The organism is Cyanobium gracile UHCC 0281, from assembly GCF_034931305.1.
In the GTDB taxonomy this organism is placed as follows: Bacteria; Cyanobacteriota; Cyanobacteriia; order PCC-6307; family Cyanobiaceae; genus Cyanobium; species Cyanobium gracile_A.
The window spans coordinates 23,194-39,109 of the sequence record NZ_JAYGHY010000024.1 but is presented as its reverse complement, the minus strand read 5'-3'; the positions used below and the strand labels follow the sequence as shown (position 1 = coordinate 39,109).

General features: G+C 65.9%; 16 protein-coding genes. 8 read left to right on the top strand and 8 right to left on the bottom strand.

Annotated features, from left to right (window positions below):
• On the bottom strand, nucleotides 1–419 hold a 419-nt coding region (locus VB739_RS09040; protein WP_416233315.1), incomplete at its 3' end, for a sigma-70 factor domain-containing protein.
• 77 nt (nucleotides 420–496) lie between these two features.
• Nucleotides 497–1,873: a magnesium transporter gene (mgtE, locus tag VB739_RS09035; RefSeq protein ID WP_323356749.1), complete on the bottom strand. Its 1,377-nt coding sequence runs from the start codon at nucleotides 1,871–1,873 to the stop codon at nucleotides 497–499.
• A gap of 79 nt (nucleotides 1,874–1,952) precedes the next feature.
• Here mgtE and VB739_RS09030 point away from each other — a divergent pair, with 79 nt between their 5' ends.
• Nucleotides 1,953–2,432: a glutathione peroxidase gene (locus VB739_RS09030; protein WP_323356748.1), complete on the top strand. Its 480-nt coding sequence runs from the start codon at nucleotides 1,953–1,955 to the stop codon at nucleotides 2,430–2,432.
• Between the two features lie 11 nt (nucleotides 2,433–2,443).
• Here the strand turns inward: VB739_RS09030 and VB739_RS09025 are convergent, their stop codons facing one another.
• Both VB739_RS09025 and gyrB read right to left on the bottom strand, forming a co-directional pair.
• On the bottom strand, nucleotides 2,444–2,779 hold the full coding sequence (locus tag VB739_RS09025) for an SH3 domain-containing protein (RefSeq protein ID WP_323356747.1): 336 nt from the start codon (nucleotides 2,777–2,779) through the stop codon (nucleotides 2,444–2,446).
• Complete coding sequence (gyrB, locus tag VB739_RS09020) at nucleotides 2,779–4,737, bottom strand: DNA topoisomerase (ATP-hydrolyzing) subunit B (protein WP_323356746.1); 1,959 nt, start codon at nucleotides 4,735–4,737, stop codon at nucleotides 2,779–2,781. Before gyrB ends, VB739_RS09025 begins: the two co-directional genes overlap by 1 nt.
• 249 nt (nucleotides 4,738–4,986) lie before the next feature.
• On the opposite strand from gyrB, the gene miaA reads away from it, so the two are divergent.
• Both miaA and infC read left to right on the top strand, forming a co-directional pair.
• A complete protein-coding gene (gene miaA / locus VB739_RS09015) occupies nucleotides 4,987–5,922 on the top strand; it encodes a tRNA (adenosine(37)-N6)-dimethylallyltransferase MiaA (protein WP_323356745.1) in 936 nt (311 codons plus the stop codon).
• A gap of 20 nt (nucleotides 5,923–5,942) precedes the next feature.
• Nucleotides 5,943–6,524 (top strand): translation initiation factor IF-3, encoded by a 582-nt coding sequence (infC, locus tag VB739_RS09010; protein WP_323356744.1) that lies wholly within the window; start codon nucleotides 5,943–5,945, stop codon nucleotides 6,522–6,524.
• Nucleotides 6,525–6,537: 13 nt separating this feature from the next.
• On the opposite strand, the gene VB739_RS09005 is transcribed toward infC, so the two are convergent.
• Nucleotides 6,538–7,335 carry a dienelactone hydrolase family protein gene (locus VB739_RS09005; RefSeq protein WP_323356743.1) on the bottom strand — a complete coding sequence of 266 codons (798 nt, stop codon included), beginning with the start codon at nucleotides 7,333–7,335 and terminating at the stop codon, nucleotides 6,538–6,540.
• Between the two features lie 102 nt (nucleotides 7,336–7,437).
• On the opposite strand from VB739_RS09005, the gene VB739_RS09000 reads away from it, so the two are divergent.
• Nucleotides 7,438–8,427: a GntR family transcriptional regulator gene (locus VB739_RS09000; protein ID WP_259726245.1), complete on the top strand. Its 990-nt coding sequence runs from the start codon at nucleotides 7,438–7,440 to the stop codon at nucleotides 8,425–8,427.
• 12 nt (nucleotides 8,428–8,439) lie between these two features.
• A complete protein-coding gene (gene cysE, locus VB739_RS08995) occupies nucleotides 8,440–9,189 on the top strand; it encodes a serine O-acetyltransferase (RefSeq protein ID WP_323356742.1) in 750 nt (249 codons plus the stop codon).
• A 15-nt stretch (nucleotides 9,190–9,204) separates the two neighbouring features.
• Here cysE and VB739_RS08990 read toward each other — a convergent pair whose 3' ends face one another.
• Genes VB739_RS08990 through secA form a run of 3 tightly spaced genes read right to left on the bottom strand, consistent with a single transcriptional unit; the run spans nucleotide 9,205 to nucleotide 12,754 of the window.
• Nucleotides 9,205–9,597: a type II toxin-antitoxin system VapC family toxin gene (locus VB739_RS08990; protein ID WP_323356741.1), complete on the bottom strand. Its 393-nt coding sequence runs from the start codon at nucleotides 9,595–9,597 to the stop codon at nucleotides 9,205–9,207.
• Nucleotides 9,597–9,872: a type II toxin-antitoxin system VapB family antitoxin gene (locus VB739_RS08985; RefSeq protein ID WP_323356740.1), complete on the bottom strand. Its 276-nt coding sequence runs from the start codon at nucleotides 9,870–9,872 to the stop codon at nucleotides 9,597–9,599. Before VB739_RS08985 ends, VB739_RS08990 begins: the two co-directional genes overlap by 1 nt.
• Nucleotides 9,873–9,919: 47 nt before the next feature.
• The gene (secA, locus tag VB739_RS08980) at nucleotides 9,920–12,754 is read right to left on the bottom strand and encodes a preprotein translocase subunit SecA (protein WP_323356739.1); all 2,835 of its coding nucleotides are present in this window, start codon (nucleotides 12,752–12,754) and stop codon (nucleotides 9,920–9,922) included.
• Between the two features lie 176 nt (nucleotides 12,755–12,930).
• Between secA and VB739_RS08975 the strand changes: the two genes are divergently transcribed.
• The 3 genes from VB739_RS08975 to VB739_RS08965 all read left to right on the top strand — a co-directional run bounded on the left by VB739_RS08975 (nucleotide 12,931) and on the right by VB739_RS08965 (nucleotide 15,889).
• Nucleotides 12,931–13,389 carry a GNAT family N-acetyltransferase gene (locus VB739_RS08975; RefSeq protein WP_323356738.1) on the top strand — a complete coding sequence of 153 codons (459 nt, stop codon included), beginning with the start codon at nucleotides 12,931–12,933 and terminating at the stop codon, nucleotides 13,387–13,389.
• A 270-nt stretch (nucleotides 13,390–13,659) separates the two neighbouring features.
• Nucleotides 13,660–14,466, top strand: coding sequence for an ABC transporter permease (locus tag VB739_RS08970; protein WP_323356737.1), 807 nt, complete (start codon nucleotides 13,660–13,662; stop codon nucleotides 14,464–14,466).
• A 1-nt stretch (nucleotide 14,467) separates the two neighbouring features.
• Entirely contained in the window at nucleotides 14,468–15,889 is a 1,422-nt protein-coding gene (locus VB739_RS08965; protein WP_323356736.1) for an ABC transporter ATP-binding protein, read from the top strand.
• The last annotated feature ends 27 nt before the right edge of the window (nucleotides 15,890–15,916 follow it).

The window sequence follows — 15,916 nt, the reverse complement described above, 5'->3', positions numbered from 1 at the left end:
TGGATCAGATCCAGCAGCTCCATGTTCCGCTTGGTGTACTTCTTGGCCACGCTCACCACCAGGCGCAGGTTGGCCGCCACCATGCGCTCCTTGGCGCGGCGGCCGGCGTGCAGGCGCTTGCGCAGCACCTCGGGCCGCAGGCCTACCGCCACCGCCAGTTCCTGCTGGCTCGGATCGCTGCCGCCGGAACGCATCTTCAGCTCTTCACGCATCTCCTCGAGGGCCATCAGCTCCTGCACCTGCCGGCCCAGGGTGATTTCCTGCTCATGGCTCAGCAGCGGCACCCGGCCGATGTCCCGCAGGTAGGAGCGGACCAGATCGCCATCCACCGGGGGCATGGAACGACCCTGCGAGGCGCGAACCACCGTCTGGACAGTGGCGGGAGTCGACGGCTGGGCAACGGCGAAGGCGACGACCATGGACCTGACTCATAACTGTCTGTAAAGCGTAACATCAAGAAGTGTGAACTCCTCTCAGAAAACGCCGATCCCCCGGATCACCCCATTCCCAGCCGTGGCAGCAGCAGCTGGGCGGTCTTGAGGTAGATGAAAACGCCGGCCACGTCAGTGGCCGTGGTGATGAACGGGGCCGACATCAGGGCCGGATCAAGGCCGAGGCGGGCGAACAGCAGGGGCAGGGCCGCGCCCGCCGTGGCGGCCAGGGTGGTGATCGCCACCAGGCTGATGCCGGCCGAGGTGGCCACCAGCGCACTCCCCCCCATGGTCCAGGCCCAGGGCACGACCACCACCGCCAGCAGACCGCCCAGCAGCGCCCCGGCGACCAGTTCCCGGCCGATGGTGCGCCAGGGGCCCAGGGACTGGAGCCGCTGGGTGCTCAGGCCCCGGATGACCACGGTGGAGCTCTGGGCCCCGACGTTGCCGCCGGTGCCGATCAACAGCGGAATGAAGGCCGCCAGCAGCACCACCTGCTTGAGCACCAGCTGTTCGGAGGCGATCACGGCCGAGGTGCCGGTGTTCGCCACCAGCAGCACCAGCAGCCAGACCACCCGGCGACGCGCCACGGTGAACAGGTTGCTGCGGAAGTAGTCGTCCTCGTCGCCGGCCTGAACGGCGCCGGCGGCGTAGAGGTCGCGGGTGGCCTCCTGCTGGATGACGTCGATGACGTCGTCCACGGTGACGATGCCCACCAGTCGCTGCTCCCGGTCGACCACCGGCACCGCCAGGAAGTCGTAGCGCTGGATCACCCGGGCCACCTCCTCCTGGTCGGTGTCGGTGGCGACGCTCATCACCTCCCGCGTCATCACATCCCCCAGCCGGTCCTCCGGATCCGCGGTCACCAGATCCCGCAGCGAGAGCATGCCGCTGAGGTGGCGCGAGGCGTCGGTCACGTAAAGGCTGTAGATCGTCTCCGTATCGCGGGCGCGGCGGCGGACGATGTCGAGGGCCTGCTGGGCGCTGTGGAACTCCTTGAGGTCGATGAATTCGGTCGTCATCAGGCGGCCGGCGGTTTCGGCCTCATAGCCCAGCATCTGGGCCGTGACCCGCCGCTCCGCCGGGCTGAGCTCCGCCAGCAGCCGCCGCACCACCTTCGCCGGCAATTCGTCGAACAGCCGCACCCGGTCATCCGGGGACATCTCCTCCACCAGCTCCAGCACCTCACCGGAGCGCAGCCGCTCCAGCAGGCTCTGCTGCACTGAGCCATCGAGGTACTCGTACACCTCAATCGCCTCGTTCTTGGGCAGCAGCCGAAAGGCCAACGCCTGCAGCGTGCGCGGCAGGGTACCGATCGCCTCGGCAGAATCGACCGGCTGCACGGGCTGCAGCAGCAGTTTGGCGCCGTCGTAGTTGCCCGCCTGCAGCAGCCCCTCCAACTGGCGGGCCACCACCTCGGCAACGGCGGAGGCCTCAGCCATCGCTCCTCGCATGCCGATGGATACGAGTGTATGGGCTGAGCCGCTAGGGTCCGCGGCGACCTTCCCTCTCCAGATATCCATGGCGCTGAACGTGAGTGACGTGGTGGTGCGCAGCGCCAGCGGTGAAGAGCGCCAACTCGGCGCGTGGGCAGGGACGGTGCTGCTGATCGTCAACGTGGCCAGCCGCTGCGGCTTCACGCGCCAGTACACCGGCCTGCAGGCCCTGCAGGACCGCTTCGGACCCCAGGGCTTTGCCGTCCTCGGCTTCCCCTGCAACGACTTCGGCGCCCAGGAGCCTGGGACCCTCGACGAGATCCAGCAGTTCTGCTCCACCACCTACGGGGTGGGCTTCGAGCTCTTCGACAAGGTGCATGCCACCGGCTCCAAGACGGCGCCCTACGACACCCTCACCCAAGCCGAACCTGCCGGCGACGTGGCCTGGAACTTCGAGAAGTTCCTGATCGGCAAGGACGGCACCGTGCTGGCCCGGTTCAAGAGCGCCGTGGAACCGGACGGGGCTGAGCTGGTGGCTGCGATCGAGAAGGCGCTGGCCGCCTGAACGTCAGCAGCTCAGCCCGCCAACCAGCCACGGCTGGGCTGCCCGGCGGCAGTGGACGCTTCCACCTGGAGCCAGCGGCGCCCGCCGGGCTCCATCCACTCACGCAACACCCGCAGCGGGGCTCCTTTTTCCAGACGCGCCAGCACCGGCGCCTGGCAGCGCGGGGCGCAGTGGAGCCCGAGGCTGCCGTTGCTGAGCAGGGGCTCGGTCTGGCGCTCGCGGCGGCGGACGTCCGGCAAGCGCCGATCACCGCCGCCGGCGGGCAGGGCCGCCGGGGCCAGCAGGGCGAAACCGAGCAGGGCGGCCCAGCGCCAGGCCGGCACAGCCATCGGATGGCGTGGGGTCATCAGATGTCGAGCTGGGCGAAATCCAGCTCGGCGCTGTGGGTCTCGATGAACTCCCGCCTCGGCGCCACCTTGTCGCCCATCAGGATCGTGAAGATACGATCAGCCTCGAGGGCATCTTCGATTTCCACCCGCTTCATCATGCGGGTCTCGGGATCCATGGTGGTTTCCCAGAGCTGCTTGGGCATCATTTCGCCCAGACCCTTGAAGCGCTGGATGTTGTAGTTGGCCTTCTCGCCAAAACCGGAGAGCACCTTCTTGAGCTCGTTTTCGTTGTAGCAGTAGTTGTGGTTCTTGCCGCGCTCCACCTTATAGAGAGGCGGGCAGGCGATGTAAATGTAGCCGCCCTCCACCAGGGCCTTCTGATAGCGGTAGAAGAAGGTGAGCAGCAGGGTGCGGATGTGGGCGCCGTCCACATCGGCATCGGTCATGATGACGATGCGGTGGTAGCGGAGATTCTTCTCCTCGAAGTCCTCGCCTTTGATGCCCAATCCGAGCGCCGTGATCAGGGCCTGGATCTCGGTGTTCTTGTAGATCTTGGCGTCGTCGGTCTTCTCGATGTTGAGGATCTTGCCCCGCAGGGGCAGGATCGCCTGGAAGCGACGGTCGCGGCCCTGTTTGGCCGAACCACCGGCCGAATCCCCCTCCACGATGTAGATCTCCGATTCGCTCGGATCGCGCGAACTGCAATCGGCCAGCTTGCCGGGCAGGGTGGAACTCTCCAGCACCGACTTACGCCTGACCAGCTCCCGCGCCCGGCGGGCGGCTTCAGCCGCATTGAAGGCCTGGATCGCCTTCTCCAGGATCAGGTCGATCACCTGGGGGTTGAACTCCAGGTATTCGCCCAGGGCCTCACCCACCGTCGTGTCGACGATGCCGCGCACCTCGGTGTTGCCCAGCTTGGTCTTGGTCTGACCTTCGAATTCCGGTTCCGGCACTTTCACCGAGAGCACGGCCGTCAGACCCTCGCGGATGTTCTCGCCGGCCAGGTTGGTGTCGGCGTCCTTGCGCTTGCCGCGCTTCTTGGCGAAGGTGTTCAGGGTGCGGGTGAGCACCGTCTTGAGGCCCTCGATGTGGGTGCCGCCATCCACGGTGCGGATGTTGTTGGCGAAGCCCAGGATGCTGTCGGAGTAGGCATCGACGCACCACTGCAGGGCCGCCTCCACCTGGACACCGTCCTTGGTGGCATTCACATAGATGATCTCGGCATGCAGAGGATCCTTCTCTGCATTCATGTAGGCGACGTACTCCTTGATGCCGCCTTCGTAGTGATAGACCTCCTCGTGGGCCTCGCCGGCGGCGTTGCTGGCCGCGGCTCGCTCATCGCGGAAGACGATGCGCACCCCGCCGTTGAGGTAGGCCAGCTCGCGCAGACGGGCCGACAGGGTGTGGTAATCGAACTCAATCCCGCCACTGAAGATCTCGAGGTCGGGCCGGAAGCGCACCGCAGTGCCGGTGCCGGCGTCGGGGGCGTCCTCGGAGACGAGGGTGCCGATGGGCAGACCGCGCTCAAACCGTTGGCGGTGGACCTGGCCCTGCCGGTGGACGGTGACCTCCACCCACTCGCTGAGGGCATTCACCACCGAGATGCCGACGCCGTGCAGACCACCGGAAACCTTGTAACCGCCGCTGCCGAACTTGCCGCCGGCGTGGAGCACGGTGAGCACCGTCTCCAGGGCGCTGCGGCCGGTCCGGGGGTGAATGTCGGTGGGGATGCCGCGACCGTTATCGGTGACGCTGGCGGAGCCATCCGCGTGCAGGGTCACCACGATGGCGTCGCAGTGGCCGGCCAGGGCCTCGTCCACCGAGTTGTCGACCACCTCGTAGACGAGATGGTGCAGACCCCGGGGGCCGGTGGTGCCGATGTACATGCCCGGCCGTTTGCGCACCGGCTCCAGGCCTTCCAGCACCTGAATCTGCTCGGCGCCGTAGGCCGCTTCGACTTTGATGGCGTCGCTCATTCAGAAAAGGTGTCCCCAGGGGGCTGACAAGGGCGGCGAATCCCAGGGGCGGTGGGGCGGCAATGGGGCGAAGCGGCTCCCGAAGGACGCTGCGCAAGGGCCAATCTATCACCGCCGTCCCGGAGAGCCCCAGAGACGCCTCTGAGAACCGATTTGCGTCGGGGGTGCAATCACCGCATCGATCCACCTCCGGCAGGATGGCCCGATCCCCCTGTCGCGCCCGGCCTGCGGCCGTCGCTCCCGACCCCTGTGGCGCCCTCCTCCGGAGCCGATCTGCCCCTGGTGATCGCCCTGCTCGGCCCGACGGCCAGCGGCAAGACCGCCCTGGCGATCGAACTGGCCGAGGCCCTCGACCTGGCCGTGCTTTCGGTGGACTCCCGCCAGATGTACCGCCACATGGACGTGGGCACGGCCAAGCCCACTCCCGAGCAGCGGGCCCGGGTGCGCCACGAACTGCTGGATCTGAGCGACCCCGACCAGCCGCTCACCCTGCAGGAGTTCACGGCGCTGGCGGGCGCCGCGATCGCGGCGGAACACCGGCGCCGGGGTGTGGCCCTGCTGGTGGGGGGAAGCGGGCTGTATCTCAAGGCCCTGCTGGCGGGCCTGCAGCCTCCGGCGGTGCCGCCCCAGACGGCCCTGCGAGCCCAGTTCGCCGCCCTGGGTCAGCCCGTCTGCCACCGGTTGCTGCAGCAGAACGATCCACGGGCGGCGGGGCGGATCGCCCCGGCCGATGCCGTCCGCACCATCCGGGCCCTGGAGGTGCTCTATGCCACCGGGCGGCCCCTGTCGGCCCAGCAGAGCCAGTGCCCTCCCCCCTGGCGGGTGCTGGAGCTGGGCCTGGATCCGGCCGACCTGCCCCAGCGCATCGAGCGCCGCACGGCCGCGCTCTACGAGGGCGGATTGGTGGAGGAAACGGCCCAGCTGATCGATCGCTTCGGCGCCGACTGCCCGCTGCTGGCCACGATCGGCTACGGCGAAGCGACGCGGCTGCTGCGGGGCGAACTGGCGCGGGACACGGCCATCGCCCTCACGGAGCGGCGCACCCGGCAGTACGCCAAACGGCAGCGCACCTGGTTCCGGCGCCAGCACCAACCCCTCTGGCTGACGGATGGGGCCACGGCCGGGGCTTTGGAGGCCGATGTGCTTCAACAGGCCATGGGAGCGGCCATGGGCGGTTTAGGGTGAACAGCTAACCGCCCCTGTGAATGCCTCCCCGTCCCCGTTTTGATCGCCGTGCTCCCGTGCGGGAGCTGCCCAACATCAACGACCGCATCAGCTACCCCAACCTTCGTGTGGTGGATGCGGACGGCAGTCAACTGGGAGTCATCACCCGAGAGGCGGCCCTTGAGGTCGCCCGCGACCGCGAGCTGGACCTGGTCCTGGTGAGCGAGAAGGCCGATCCGCCGGTCTGCCGGATCATGGATTACGGCAAGTACAAGTTCGAGCAGGAGAAGAAGGCCAAGGAGGCCAAGAAGAAATCGCACCAGACCGAGGTCAAGGAGGTGAAGATGCGCTACAAGATCGACTCGCACGACTACCAGGTGCGCATCGGTCAGGCGGTCCGCTTCCTCAAATCCGGCGACAAGGTGAAGTGCACGGTGATCTTCCGGGGCCGGGAGATCCAGCACACGGCCCTGGCCGAGCAACTGCTTTACCGCATGGCCAAGGATCTTGAGGAGAGTGCAGAGATCCAGCAGCCTCCCAAGCGGGAAGGCCGCAACATGATCATGTTCCTGAGCCCGCGCAAACAGGCCGCCGGCAAGACGGCAGCTGCCGCGGCCGGCTGAATCGCCCCCTGGCTCACCCCCGGCCCCCTGGCGCCCCCAGCACCTGTTCGAAGGCCTCAAGCAGCAGTGACCAGCCCTGCTCCGCTGCCTCAGGGCAATGGTCGGGCCGGGCTGAGCACATGAAGCCGTGGCCCCCTTCCAGCAGCACCAGCCGGTGGGGCTGGACCGGGACCTCGGCCAGAACCCGGGCGGCGTTGGCGGCCGAAAGGGCTGTTTCCATCGCCGCCACATCCGCCGGGGGGATGAGGGGATCGCCAGCGCCGCAGACGCACAGCAGCGTGCCGCCGATCGACGGCAGCAGCTCCAGGCTGGCGGGACCGCCGCCGGGACGGCCCGTGGCCACGCCGGCTCCATAGAAATCGACCGTCACGGCCACCGCGGGCAGGGTGGCCGCCAGCAGGGCAACGTGGCCGCCGAAGCAGAACCCCACACACCCCAGGCCGGCGGCAGACGCGGGCAACTGCTGCTGCAGCCAGTCGGCGGCGAGGCCCACATCGCTCAGCAACTGGTCGGTGCGGGTGCGCTCCTTGTGGCTGCGGCCCAGGGCCAGGTCGTCCGGGCCATACCCCAGCTCCAGCTCAGGGGCGGTGCGGGCATAAAGGGGCACCGCCAGGGCCCCATAGCCCGCCTCAGCCAGCCGCTGGGCGACGCTGCGGATCCAGCCGTTGATGCCGAACACCTCCGGCAGCACCAGCACCCCTCCCCTGGGGGGTGTACCGGCGGGTCGGGCCCACCAGCAGCGCAGCGGAACCTGGTCCGGCCGCAGTGGGTCGATCTGCAGCCAGGAGGCGACGGAATCGGAGGGAGACAAACCGGCACAGGTCAACCGGCACATGGTCGTATGACAACGAGGGAATTGTCACGGGGCCCAAAGCTCCTTAGGGTGGCGGCCAGAACCCCTGGCCACACTGGCGTGCGTTTTCACATCCAGCAGGAGAGCGACATCCCGGCGTCGACCCAGCTGTACAACCAGATCTGCTTCGCCATCGCCGCCCGGCACTACCCGCCGGGCCACCGATTGCCGAGCACGCGCCAGCTGGCCATGCAGACCGGCCTGCACCGCAACACGATCAGCAAGGTCTACCGCCAGCTCGAAACCGACGGCGTGGTGGAGGCCATGGCCGGCTCTGGGATCTATGTGCGCGACCAGCAGAACCCGCGCGAGATCAAGCCGCCGCCGGGGCTGCGCAGCAAGGCCCTGCCGGACATCGACCGGGAGGTGCGCCAGAGCGTCGATGGGCTGCTGAATGCCGGCTGCACCCTGCAGCAGGCGCGGGAACTGCTCACCCGGGAGATCGACTGGCGGTTGCGCTGCGGTGCCCGGGTGCTGGTGAGCACCTCCCGCGAGGACATCGGCGCCTCGATCCTGATTGCCGAGGAACTCAGGCCGAGCCTGGAGGTGCCCGTGGAGGTGGTGCCGATCGAGGAGCTCGAATCGGTGCTGGAAACCTCCAGCAAGGGCACGGTGGTCACCAGCCGCTACTTCCTGCAGGAGGTGGAGCAGATCGCCAAGGTGCACGGGGTGCGGGCGGTACCGGTCGACCTCAACGACTTCGGCCACGAACTGGGCATGCTCAAGGAGCTGCGCCCCGGCAGCTGCGTGGGCCTGGTGAGCATCAGCCCGGGGATCCTGCGGGCCGCCGAGGTGATCCTGCACAGCATGCGGGGCAACGAGCTGCTGGTGATGACGGCCAATCCCGACACCAGCAGCCGCCTGCTGGCGTTGCTGCGGGCCTCCAGCCACGTGATCTGCGACAAGCCCAGCCTGCCGCTGGTGGAGCAGACCCTGCGCCAGAACCGCGCCCAGCTGATGCGCCTGCCGATGGTGCACTGCGCCCAGAGCTACCTGGGCAGCGCCACCATTGACCAGTTGCGCAAGGAGATCGGCCTCCTCGCGGTCTGAGGGCCAGAACCCATGCTCGATGCACTCAGGGCCGACCTGGCCATCATCCGGCAGCGGGATCCGGCGGCCAGGGGCACCCTGGAGATCCTGCTCTGCTACCCGGGCTTCCACGCCCTGGAACTGCACCGCCTCAGCCATCGCCTGTGGCGGCTGGGGTTGCCCCTGCTGCCGCGGATGCTGAGCCAGCTGGGGCGCCTGCTCACCGGGGTGGAGATCCACCCCGGGGCCCGGATCGGCCGCGGGGTGTTCATCGACCACGGCATGGGCGTGGTGATCGGCGAAACCAGCGTCATCGGTGACAACTGCCTCCTGTACCAGGGCGTCACCCTGGGGGGGACCGGCAAGGAGCACGGCAAGCGCCACCCCACCTTGATGGACAACGTGGTGGTGGGGGCGGGGGCCAAGGTGCTGGGGGCCATCACTGTGGGCACCAACACACGCATCGGCGCGGGCTCGGTGCTGTTGCGCAACGTGGGGGCCGACAGCACCGTGGTGGGCATTCCAGGCCGGGTGATCCACCAGGCCGGGGCCCGCATCGATCCCCTGGCTCACTCCGCCCTGCCGGATGCGGAGGCGTCGGTGATCCGCAACCTGATGGAGCGGATCGACAGCCTCGAAAACGACGTGAACCGGCTGCAGGCCTGTCTGCAGGAAGTGGCCGCCGGCAGGCCGCTGAAGGAGCCCTGCGGTGGCAAGGCCCAGAACCTGAAGGATCGGGAGATTCTGGAATTCCTGGGAGACAACCCGGGAATCCCCAACTGAGGCGGCAACGCGCCTTCAGAAGGCGGCCACTTTCACGTCGGTGCGCGAAAAGTCGTCGCCCTTGAACAACAGGGGCCGATCCAGCGCCATGGCCAGGCCATAACTGAAGCAATCCCCGAAGTTCAGGCCTGCACGATGGCGGCCCTTGCCGTAGTGATGCCACCCATGCACGGCCCAGCGCAGATGGTTGGCATCAAAGGCCATGGGCCGGATCTCAGCTCGGCTCAGCAGCAGTTCCAGCTCAACCAGTCCCGCTTCACCAACCTGGCTGACCATCACGATCTGAGCTTCCAGCAGGGTGGGCGTGGCGATGGTGCTATGGCGACTCCCGCCCAGGCAGTGCAGGAGGGCCGTTGCCTCCGCTTCTGCCTTGAGGATCGCCACCAAGGCGGACGTATCCACCACCATCACACCGGCAACCCCTGGTCGTCGTAGAGCGCGTCCTGCAACTCCTTGCTGGTCACGCCCTCGGGCCAGTCAAGCCGGCGAAATCGCGGCAGAAGTGCCAGCAGCTGGGCACGGCGAGCCAGGTCCGCACTGGTCTTCTCCTCCTCATCGGGCTGACTGCGTTCAAGCTCAGCGGCAAGGGCCTGCCGCACCGCATTGGTCACCGTGGTGGACCGGCGGGCAGCCAGCTCCCGTGCCATGGCGTGCACTTCTGGATCCTTGATGTTCATGCCCATGGGGCCTGCAGGGTAGAAATTTAAACCTATTCTACCCTTGTTGATCTTCAGGCCGTGACCGCCTGCGGCACCTGGGGCTGGAACATGAACATCGAATAGATCACATTGCGGCGCATCTGGGTCATCATCTCCAGGAACATGTCGTAGCCCTCGTTCTTGTATTCGATCAGGGGATCCTTCTGGCCGTAGCCCCGCAGACCCACCGACTCCCGCAGGGCTTCCATGGCCTGCAGGTGCTCACGCCAGAGGGTATCGATCTGCTGGAGGATGAAAAAGCGCTCCGCTTCCCGCATCAGGCCGGGCCGCATCTGCTCGATCTGCCCCTCCTTGATGTCGTAGGCATTGCGCATCTGCTCCTGCAGGAAGGCCTTGAGTTCCTCCATCGAGAGGCCGCCCACCTGCTCGGGAGAAAGATCCTCCAGCAGGTAGATGAACTCCTTGACCTTCTCCACCAGTCGGGTGAGATCCCATTCCTCGGGCGGCAGGTCGGGGTTCACATAGGCCTCGACGATGTCGTCGATGGTGCGCTCGCCGTAGCCGATCACCTGCTGCTTGAGCTCCCTGCCCTCCAGCACCCGACGCCGCTCGGTGTACACCGCCTTGCGTTGGTTGTTCATCACCTCGTCGTACTCGAACACCTGCTTGCGCATGTCGTAGTAGTACGTCTCCACCTTCTTCTGGGCCCCCTCCAGGGAACGGGTGAGCATGCCCGATTCGATCGGCATGTCCTCCTCGACGCGGAAGGCGTTCATCAGGCCCGCCACCCGGTCGCCGCCGAAGATGCGCAGCAGATTGTCTTCCAGGGAGAGGAAGAAGCGGGTGCTGCCCGGGTCGCCCTGGCGTCCGGCCCGGCCCCGCAGCTGGTTGTCGACGCGGCGCGACTCGTGGCGTTCGGTGCCGATCACGTGCAGGCCCCCGGCGGTGCGGACCTGGCCCTCCTCCTGCTTCACCACCACGTCGTATTCGGCGCGCACCTGGGCGATCAGCTCCCGCAGGCGCTGGATCTGGGGATCGTCGGTGGGGGCCTTCTCCGCCGCCTGGGCAATGCGGTCTTCGAGTTCCAGCACGGTCAGGGTGCGGTCTCCCCAGGCCGCCACCAGCTCACGGGAGAAGGCCGAGAGGGCCTTCTCCGTGTCTTCGGAGAGGCTGCAGGGATAGAGGTTGCCGATGGCCCGGGCCTCACTGGCCGGCCTGGAGCTGGGGGCGACGGCGCCGCCGAAGCCGGCCGGCGCCTCGGTGGAGCGCTGCAGGGGCACAGGGGGACGATGGCCCTCCTCGGGGCGCACCAGCCGCGGCAGCAACACTTCCCGCAGTTTGAGGCGGGCCATGTAGTCGCTGTTGCCCCCCAGGATGATGTCGGTGCCCCGGCCCGCCATGTTGGTGGCGATGGTGACGGCGCCGGCCCGGCCCGCCTGGGCCACGATCTCGGCCTCCCGCTCCACGTTCTCCGGCTTGGCGTTGAGCAGGTTGTGGGGGATGTCCTGCTCCTGCAGCAGGGTGGAGAGATGTTCGGACTTCTCCACGCTCGTGGTGCCCACCAGCACGGGACGACCGGCCTGGTGCACCTGGGCGGTTTCGGCGGCCACCGCCTGCCATTTCGCCGTCTCGGTCTTGTAGACCTGATCGGGCCAGTCGGAGCGGGAGCGGACCCGGTTGGTGGGCACCACGGCCACTTCCAGCTTGTAGGTCTTCTCGAACTCCACTTCCTCGGTCTTGGCGGTGCCGGTCATGCCGGCGAGGCGGGGGTAGAGCAGGAAGAAGTTCTGGTAGGTGATGCTGGCCAGGGTCTGGGTCTCGGGCTGGATCGGCAGCGCCTCCTTGGCCTCGATCGCCTGGTGCAGGCCATCGCTCCAGCGGCGCCCCGGCATCACCCGGCCGGTGAACTCGTCGACGATCACCGCGTCGGAGTCGCGCACGATGTAGTTGACGTCCTTGACGAACAGCTCCTTGGCCTTGAGGGCGTTGTTGATGAAGTGGGCCCAGGGGTCCTGGGGGTTGAAGAGGTCCTGGACGCCGAGCAGCTGCTCCGCCTTCTGGTAGCCCTCATCGGTGAGGGTGACGTTGCGCTGCTTCTCGTCGACTTCGTAGTCGCCGTCTGGATCGATGCCGTCCTTGCCCATCTCGGCGGCACGCACGAGCTCGCCGGCGATCCGGGCCGCCTGCATGTACTTTTCCTGGGGCCGCTCGATCTGGCCGGAGATGATCAGGGGGGTGCGAGCCTCGTCAACGAGGATCGAGTCCACCTCGTCGATGATGCAGTACTGAAACTCGCGCTGCACCACCTCGGCGATGTCGCTCGCCATGTTGTCGCGCAGGTAGTCGAAGCCCAGCTCGGAGTTGGTGGCGTAGGTGATGTCGCAGGCGTAGTTGCGGCGCCGCTCCGGTGGGCTCATGTCCTGCTGGATCAGGCCGACGCTCAGCCCCAGGAAGCGGTGGATCTGGCCCATCCACTCGGCGTCGCGACGGGCCAGGTAGTCGTTCACCGTGACCACGTGGACCCCTCGGCCGGTGAGGGCGTTGAGGTAGGCCGGCAGGGTGGCCACCAGGGTCTTGCCCTCGCCGGTCTTCATCTCGGCGATCTGGGCGTTGTGGAGCACCATGCCGCCGATCAGCTGCACGTCGAAGTGGCGCATGCCCAGCACACGCTTGCCGGCCTCGCGCACCACGGCGAAGGCTTGGGGCAGCAGCTCATCGAGCAGAGCCTTGCGGCGAGCGGCCGTTTCGGGCTTCTCCAGCTTCTGGCGGAACTCGGCCGTCAGGCCCCTGAGCTCCTCGTCGCTGAGGGGCTCGATCTCCTCCTCCAGCAGGTTGATGTCGGACACCAGCGGCTGGTAGCGCTTCAGCTTGCGGGCATTGGGATCACCCAGCAGCAGCTTGAGCATGGAGAAAGCCTGACCGTAGTTGCTTACCCTACCATCGCAAAACCGTGGCCGAGAGCGAAGAATCGTGCTGCCGCAAGGGTTCTCGGGGTCTCCTTCGCCGGGGATCCGCACCTGGGAGGACCTCCGGCACCGACCGCCGAGCAGGATTTGGAGCTGATGCCCTCCATCCCGGCCCGTTGAGCACCGCCACCCCAAGGCCTGAGGCCCCCTCCATCGCCCCGATCCGGCTGGTCCGCCACGGCCGGCTGCGCCTGCGTCTGCGCTGGCGGCTGGCGGCCCTCGGCGCCCTGCTGGATGGCCACAGCTTCTGGGCCACCGGCCGCAGCCGCGACCAGCTGGGGCGCATGCTCCGCGGCAGCCAGGTGGTGGTGAGCGCCTGGCAGGGGAGCACCTTGGTGGGGTTCGGACGCGCCACCAGCGACAGGGTGTTCCGCGCCGTGCTATGGGACGTTGTGGTATCCGAGGACCACCAGGGCCGGGGTCTGGGACGACGGATCGTCGAGGAGCTGCTGGCCAGCCCGCCCGTGGCCGCCGCCGAGCGGGTCTACCTGATGACCACCACCGGCGAGGGTTTCTACGAAAAGCTGGGCTTCAGCCGGGTGGACAGCCAGCGGCTGATGCTGAAACAGGCGTAGCTGGCAGCGACTGGAGGCAGGAATCGTCGAGGGCCAGCCATCGTCCGATACGGAGGAGATGGGCCCTGCAGCAGACCGAGCAGGGACCGGGAAGAAGCCAGCGGAGGTGTATCTTGAACGCAACGCCCGGCTTCCGAGGGCGACGAGCAAGGTCAGGAAAGATGGGCAGACCAGTGCGGCACGGATCGATGCCCTGCTCCCGAAACCTCCAAACCTCCTTCACCATGAAATCCCAATGATCCTGGAGTCCAGGCCTGGCAAGGCGGCACGATGGTGAAAATCCGCTTTCCTGCCACAATCTGGCAGCATCGCGAACTCATCTGGAGACTGGGGGAACGGGAAATCCAGGGTCGCTACAGAGGATCAATCCTGGGGCTGAGCTGGAGCTTCGTGCAGCCCCTGACCATGCTTGCCGTTTATACACTGGTCTTTTCCCAGGTGTTCAAGGCTCGCTGGGGAACGGGCGAGGATCTCGGACCACTGGCCTTCGCCGTCAACCTGTTTGCCGGCCTGATCGTCTTCAATCTGTTTTCGGAATGCATGAACCGGGCGCCCGGGCTGGTTCTTGCCAATCCGAACTACGTCAAGAAAGTTGTCTTCCCACTGGAGGTTCTGGCACCCGTTGCCGCCGCAACCGCGGGGTTCCACGCCCTCACCAGCTTGTTGGTGCTGGTCATCTTTGAAATCGCAGCCTATGGCCGGATTCCTCTGAGCTTTCTCTGGCTACCCGTCGTCTGGACACCCTTTCTGCTGGGAACCCTGGCCATCACCTGGGCCCTCTCCGCCCTTGGCGTCTTCATCAGAGATATTGGCCAACTCGTGGGCGTTGTCGTGAGTATGTTGATGTTTCTCAGCCCCATCTTCTTTCCAATGACAGCCATGCCGGCGCGCTGGCTGCCGATCCTGCAGCTGAACCCGCTGGCCCATGTCATCGAGGAGACGCGGGCCGTCACGGTGCTTGGACATGCACCAAGCATGATGTACATACTCCTTGGGTTTGCCGTTTCCATCGCGGCCTGCGAAATCTGTTACCGAGCCTTCCAGAAAGCGAAGCCCGCTTTTGCCGATGTCATCTGACATGACAAAAACAAACGTCGGCTCCAGCGAGGATCTCCACCCGATCCTTGTCAGCGACCTTGGCAAGTGCTATCAGATCTATGCCAAACCGAAGGACAGACTCAAACAGGCCCTCTGGCGCGGACGGCGTCAGTATTACCGCGAGTTCTGGGCCCTGCGGAATGTCAACCTGGAGATAAGGACGGGCGAAACAGTCGCCATCATTGGAAGGAATGGCAGCGGCAAAAGCACACTGCTGCAGATGATCTGCGGCACGCTAGCGCCGACGGAGGGCAGCGTGAAAACAAGCGGCACCATCGCCGCACTGCTGGAGTTGGGCAGTGGGTTCAACCCGGAATTCACCGGCATTGAGAACGTGTTTCTCAATGCCTCACTGCTGGGCCTGACGCAGGAGCAGATCAGGGCAAGATTGGACGACATTCAGGCCTTCGCCGACATCGGTGATTTCGTCCACCAGCCCGTCAAGACCTATTCCAGTGGCATGCTCGTCAGGCTTGCCTTTGCGGTGGTCGCCCATGTCGATCCTTCCGTTCTGATCGTCGATGAAGCGCTGAGCGTCGGAGATGCCGTGTTTGCGCAGCGGTGCATGCGCTTCATCCGGCGCTTCACGGAACAGGGAACACTCCTGTTTGTCAGCCACGATCTCAATGCTGTCTCCAGTCTCTGTGAAAGAGCCATCTGGATTGACTCCGGCCGCGTCCAGATGGACACCGACACCGCCTCCATCATCACGGCCTATACAAGAAGCTGCCATGAAGCTTCCAATGCCGAGATCGAAGCAGCAAACAATATGACCGATGGTGGCAACCGGGCCGCCGTCAGCGTCCCTCAAAACGGAGCAGGATCTGGGACATCAACAACGGAGCATGCGAGCAAAACGATCCACATCGAGTGGAACAGCGTTGCCGCTCAAGAGAGTGGCCAAGCAGAAGGTGTACAGGCCGACATGGCCGACTGGGATGCGGAGCGCGACTATGGCGATGGCATGGCAACCATCACAAGTGTGGTGATGCGCGACAAGGATGGAGCAGCCACCACAACACCGAAGTGTGGTGAAGACGTAAGGCTGGAAGTCTCGGCTCTCTGCAACACCTTCGTCAAAAGCTTTCTCGTAGCATTTTTCGTAAGAGATCGGACAGGACAGATCGTCTTTGGAGAAAGTACGATTGGCCGGGAATGCCTGACCGTTGACAACCAGCAGCTTGTTTCAGCTTTTTTCGACTTTACGATGCCATTTCTTCAGCCAGGGAGCTACAGCCTCTCTGCGGCCGTGAGCAACGGCGACGCAATGGGATTCAAGGTTCTTCACTTTAAGCCAGACACTCTGATCTTCCAGCCCATGGTGGGTCGTCGGCCAGTTTACGGCGTGTTTTCAACAACAACCATGGCCATCAAACTGGTCGTCCAAGGCCAATCATGCTGAAGTTCAGCCGACGGTCACCCAGTCTTC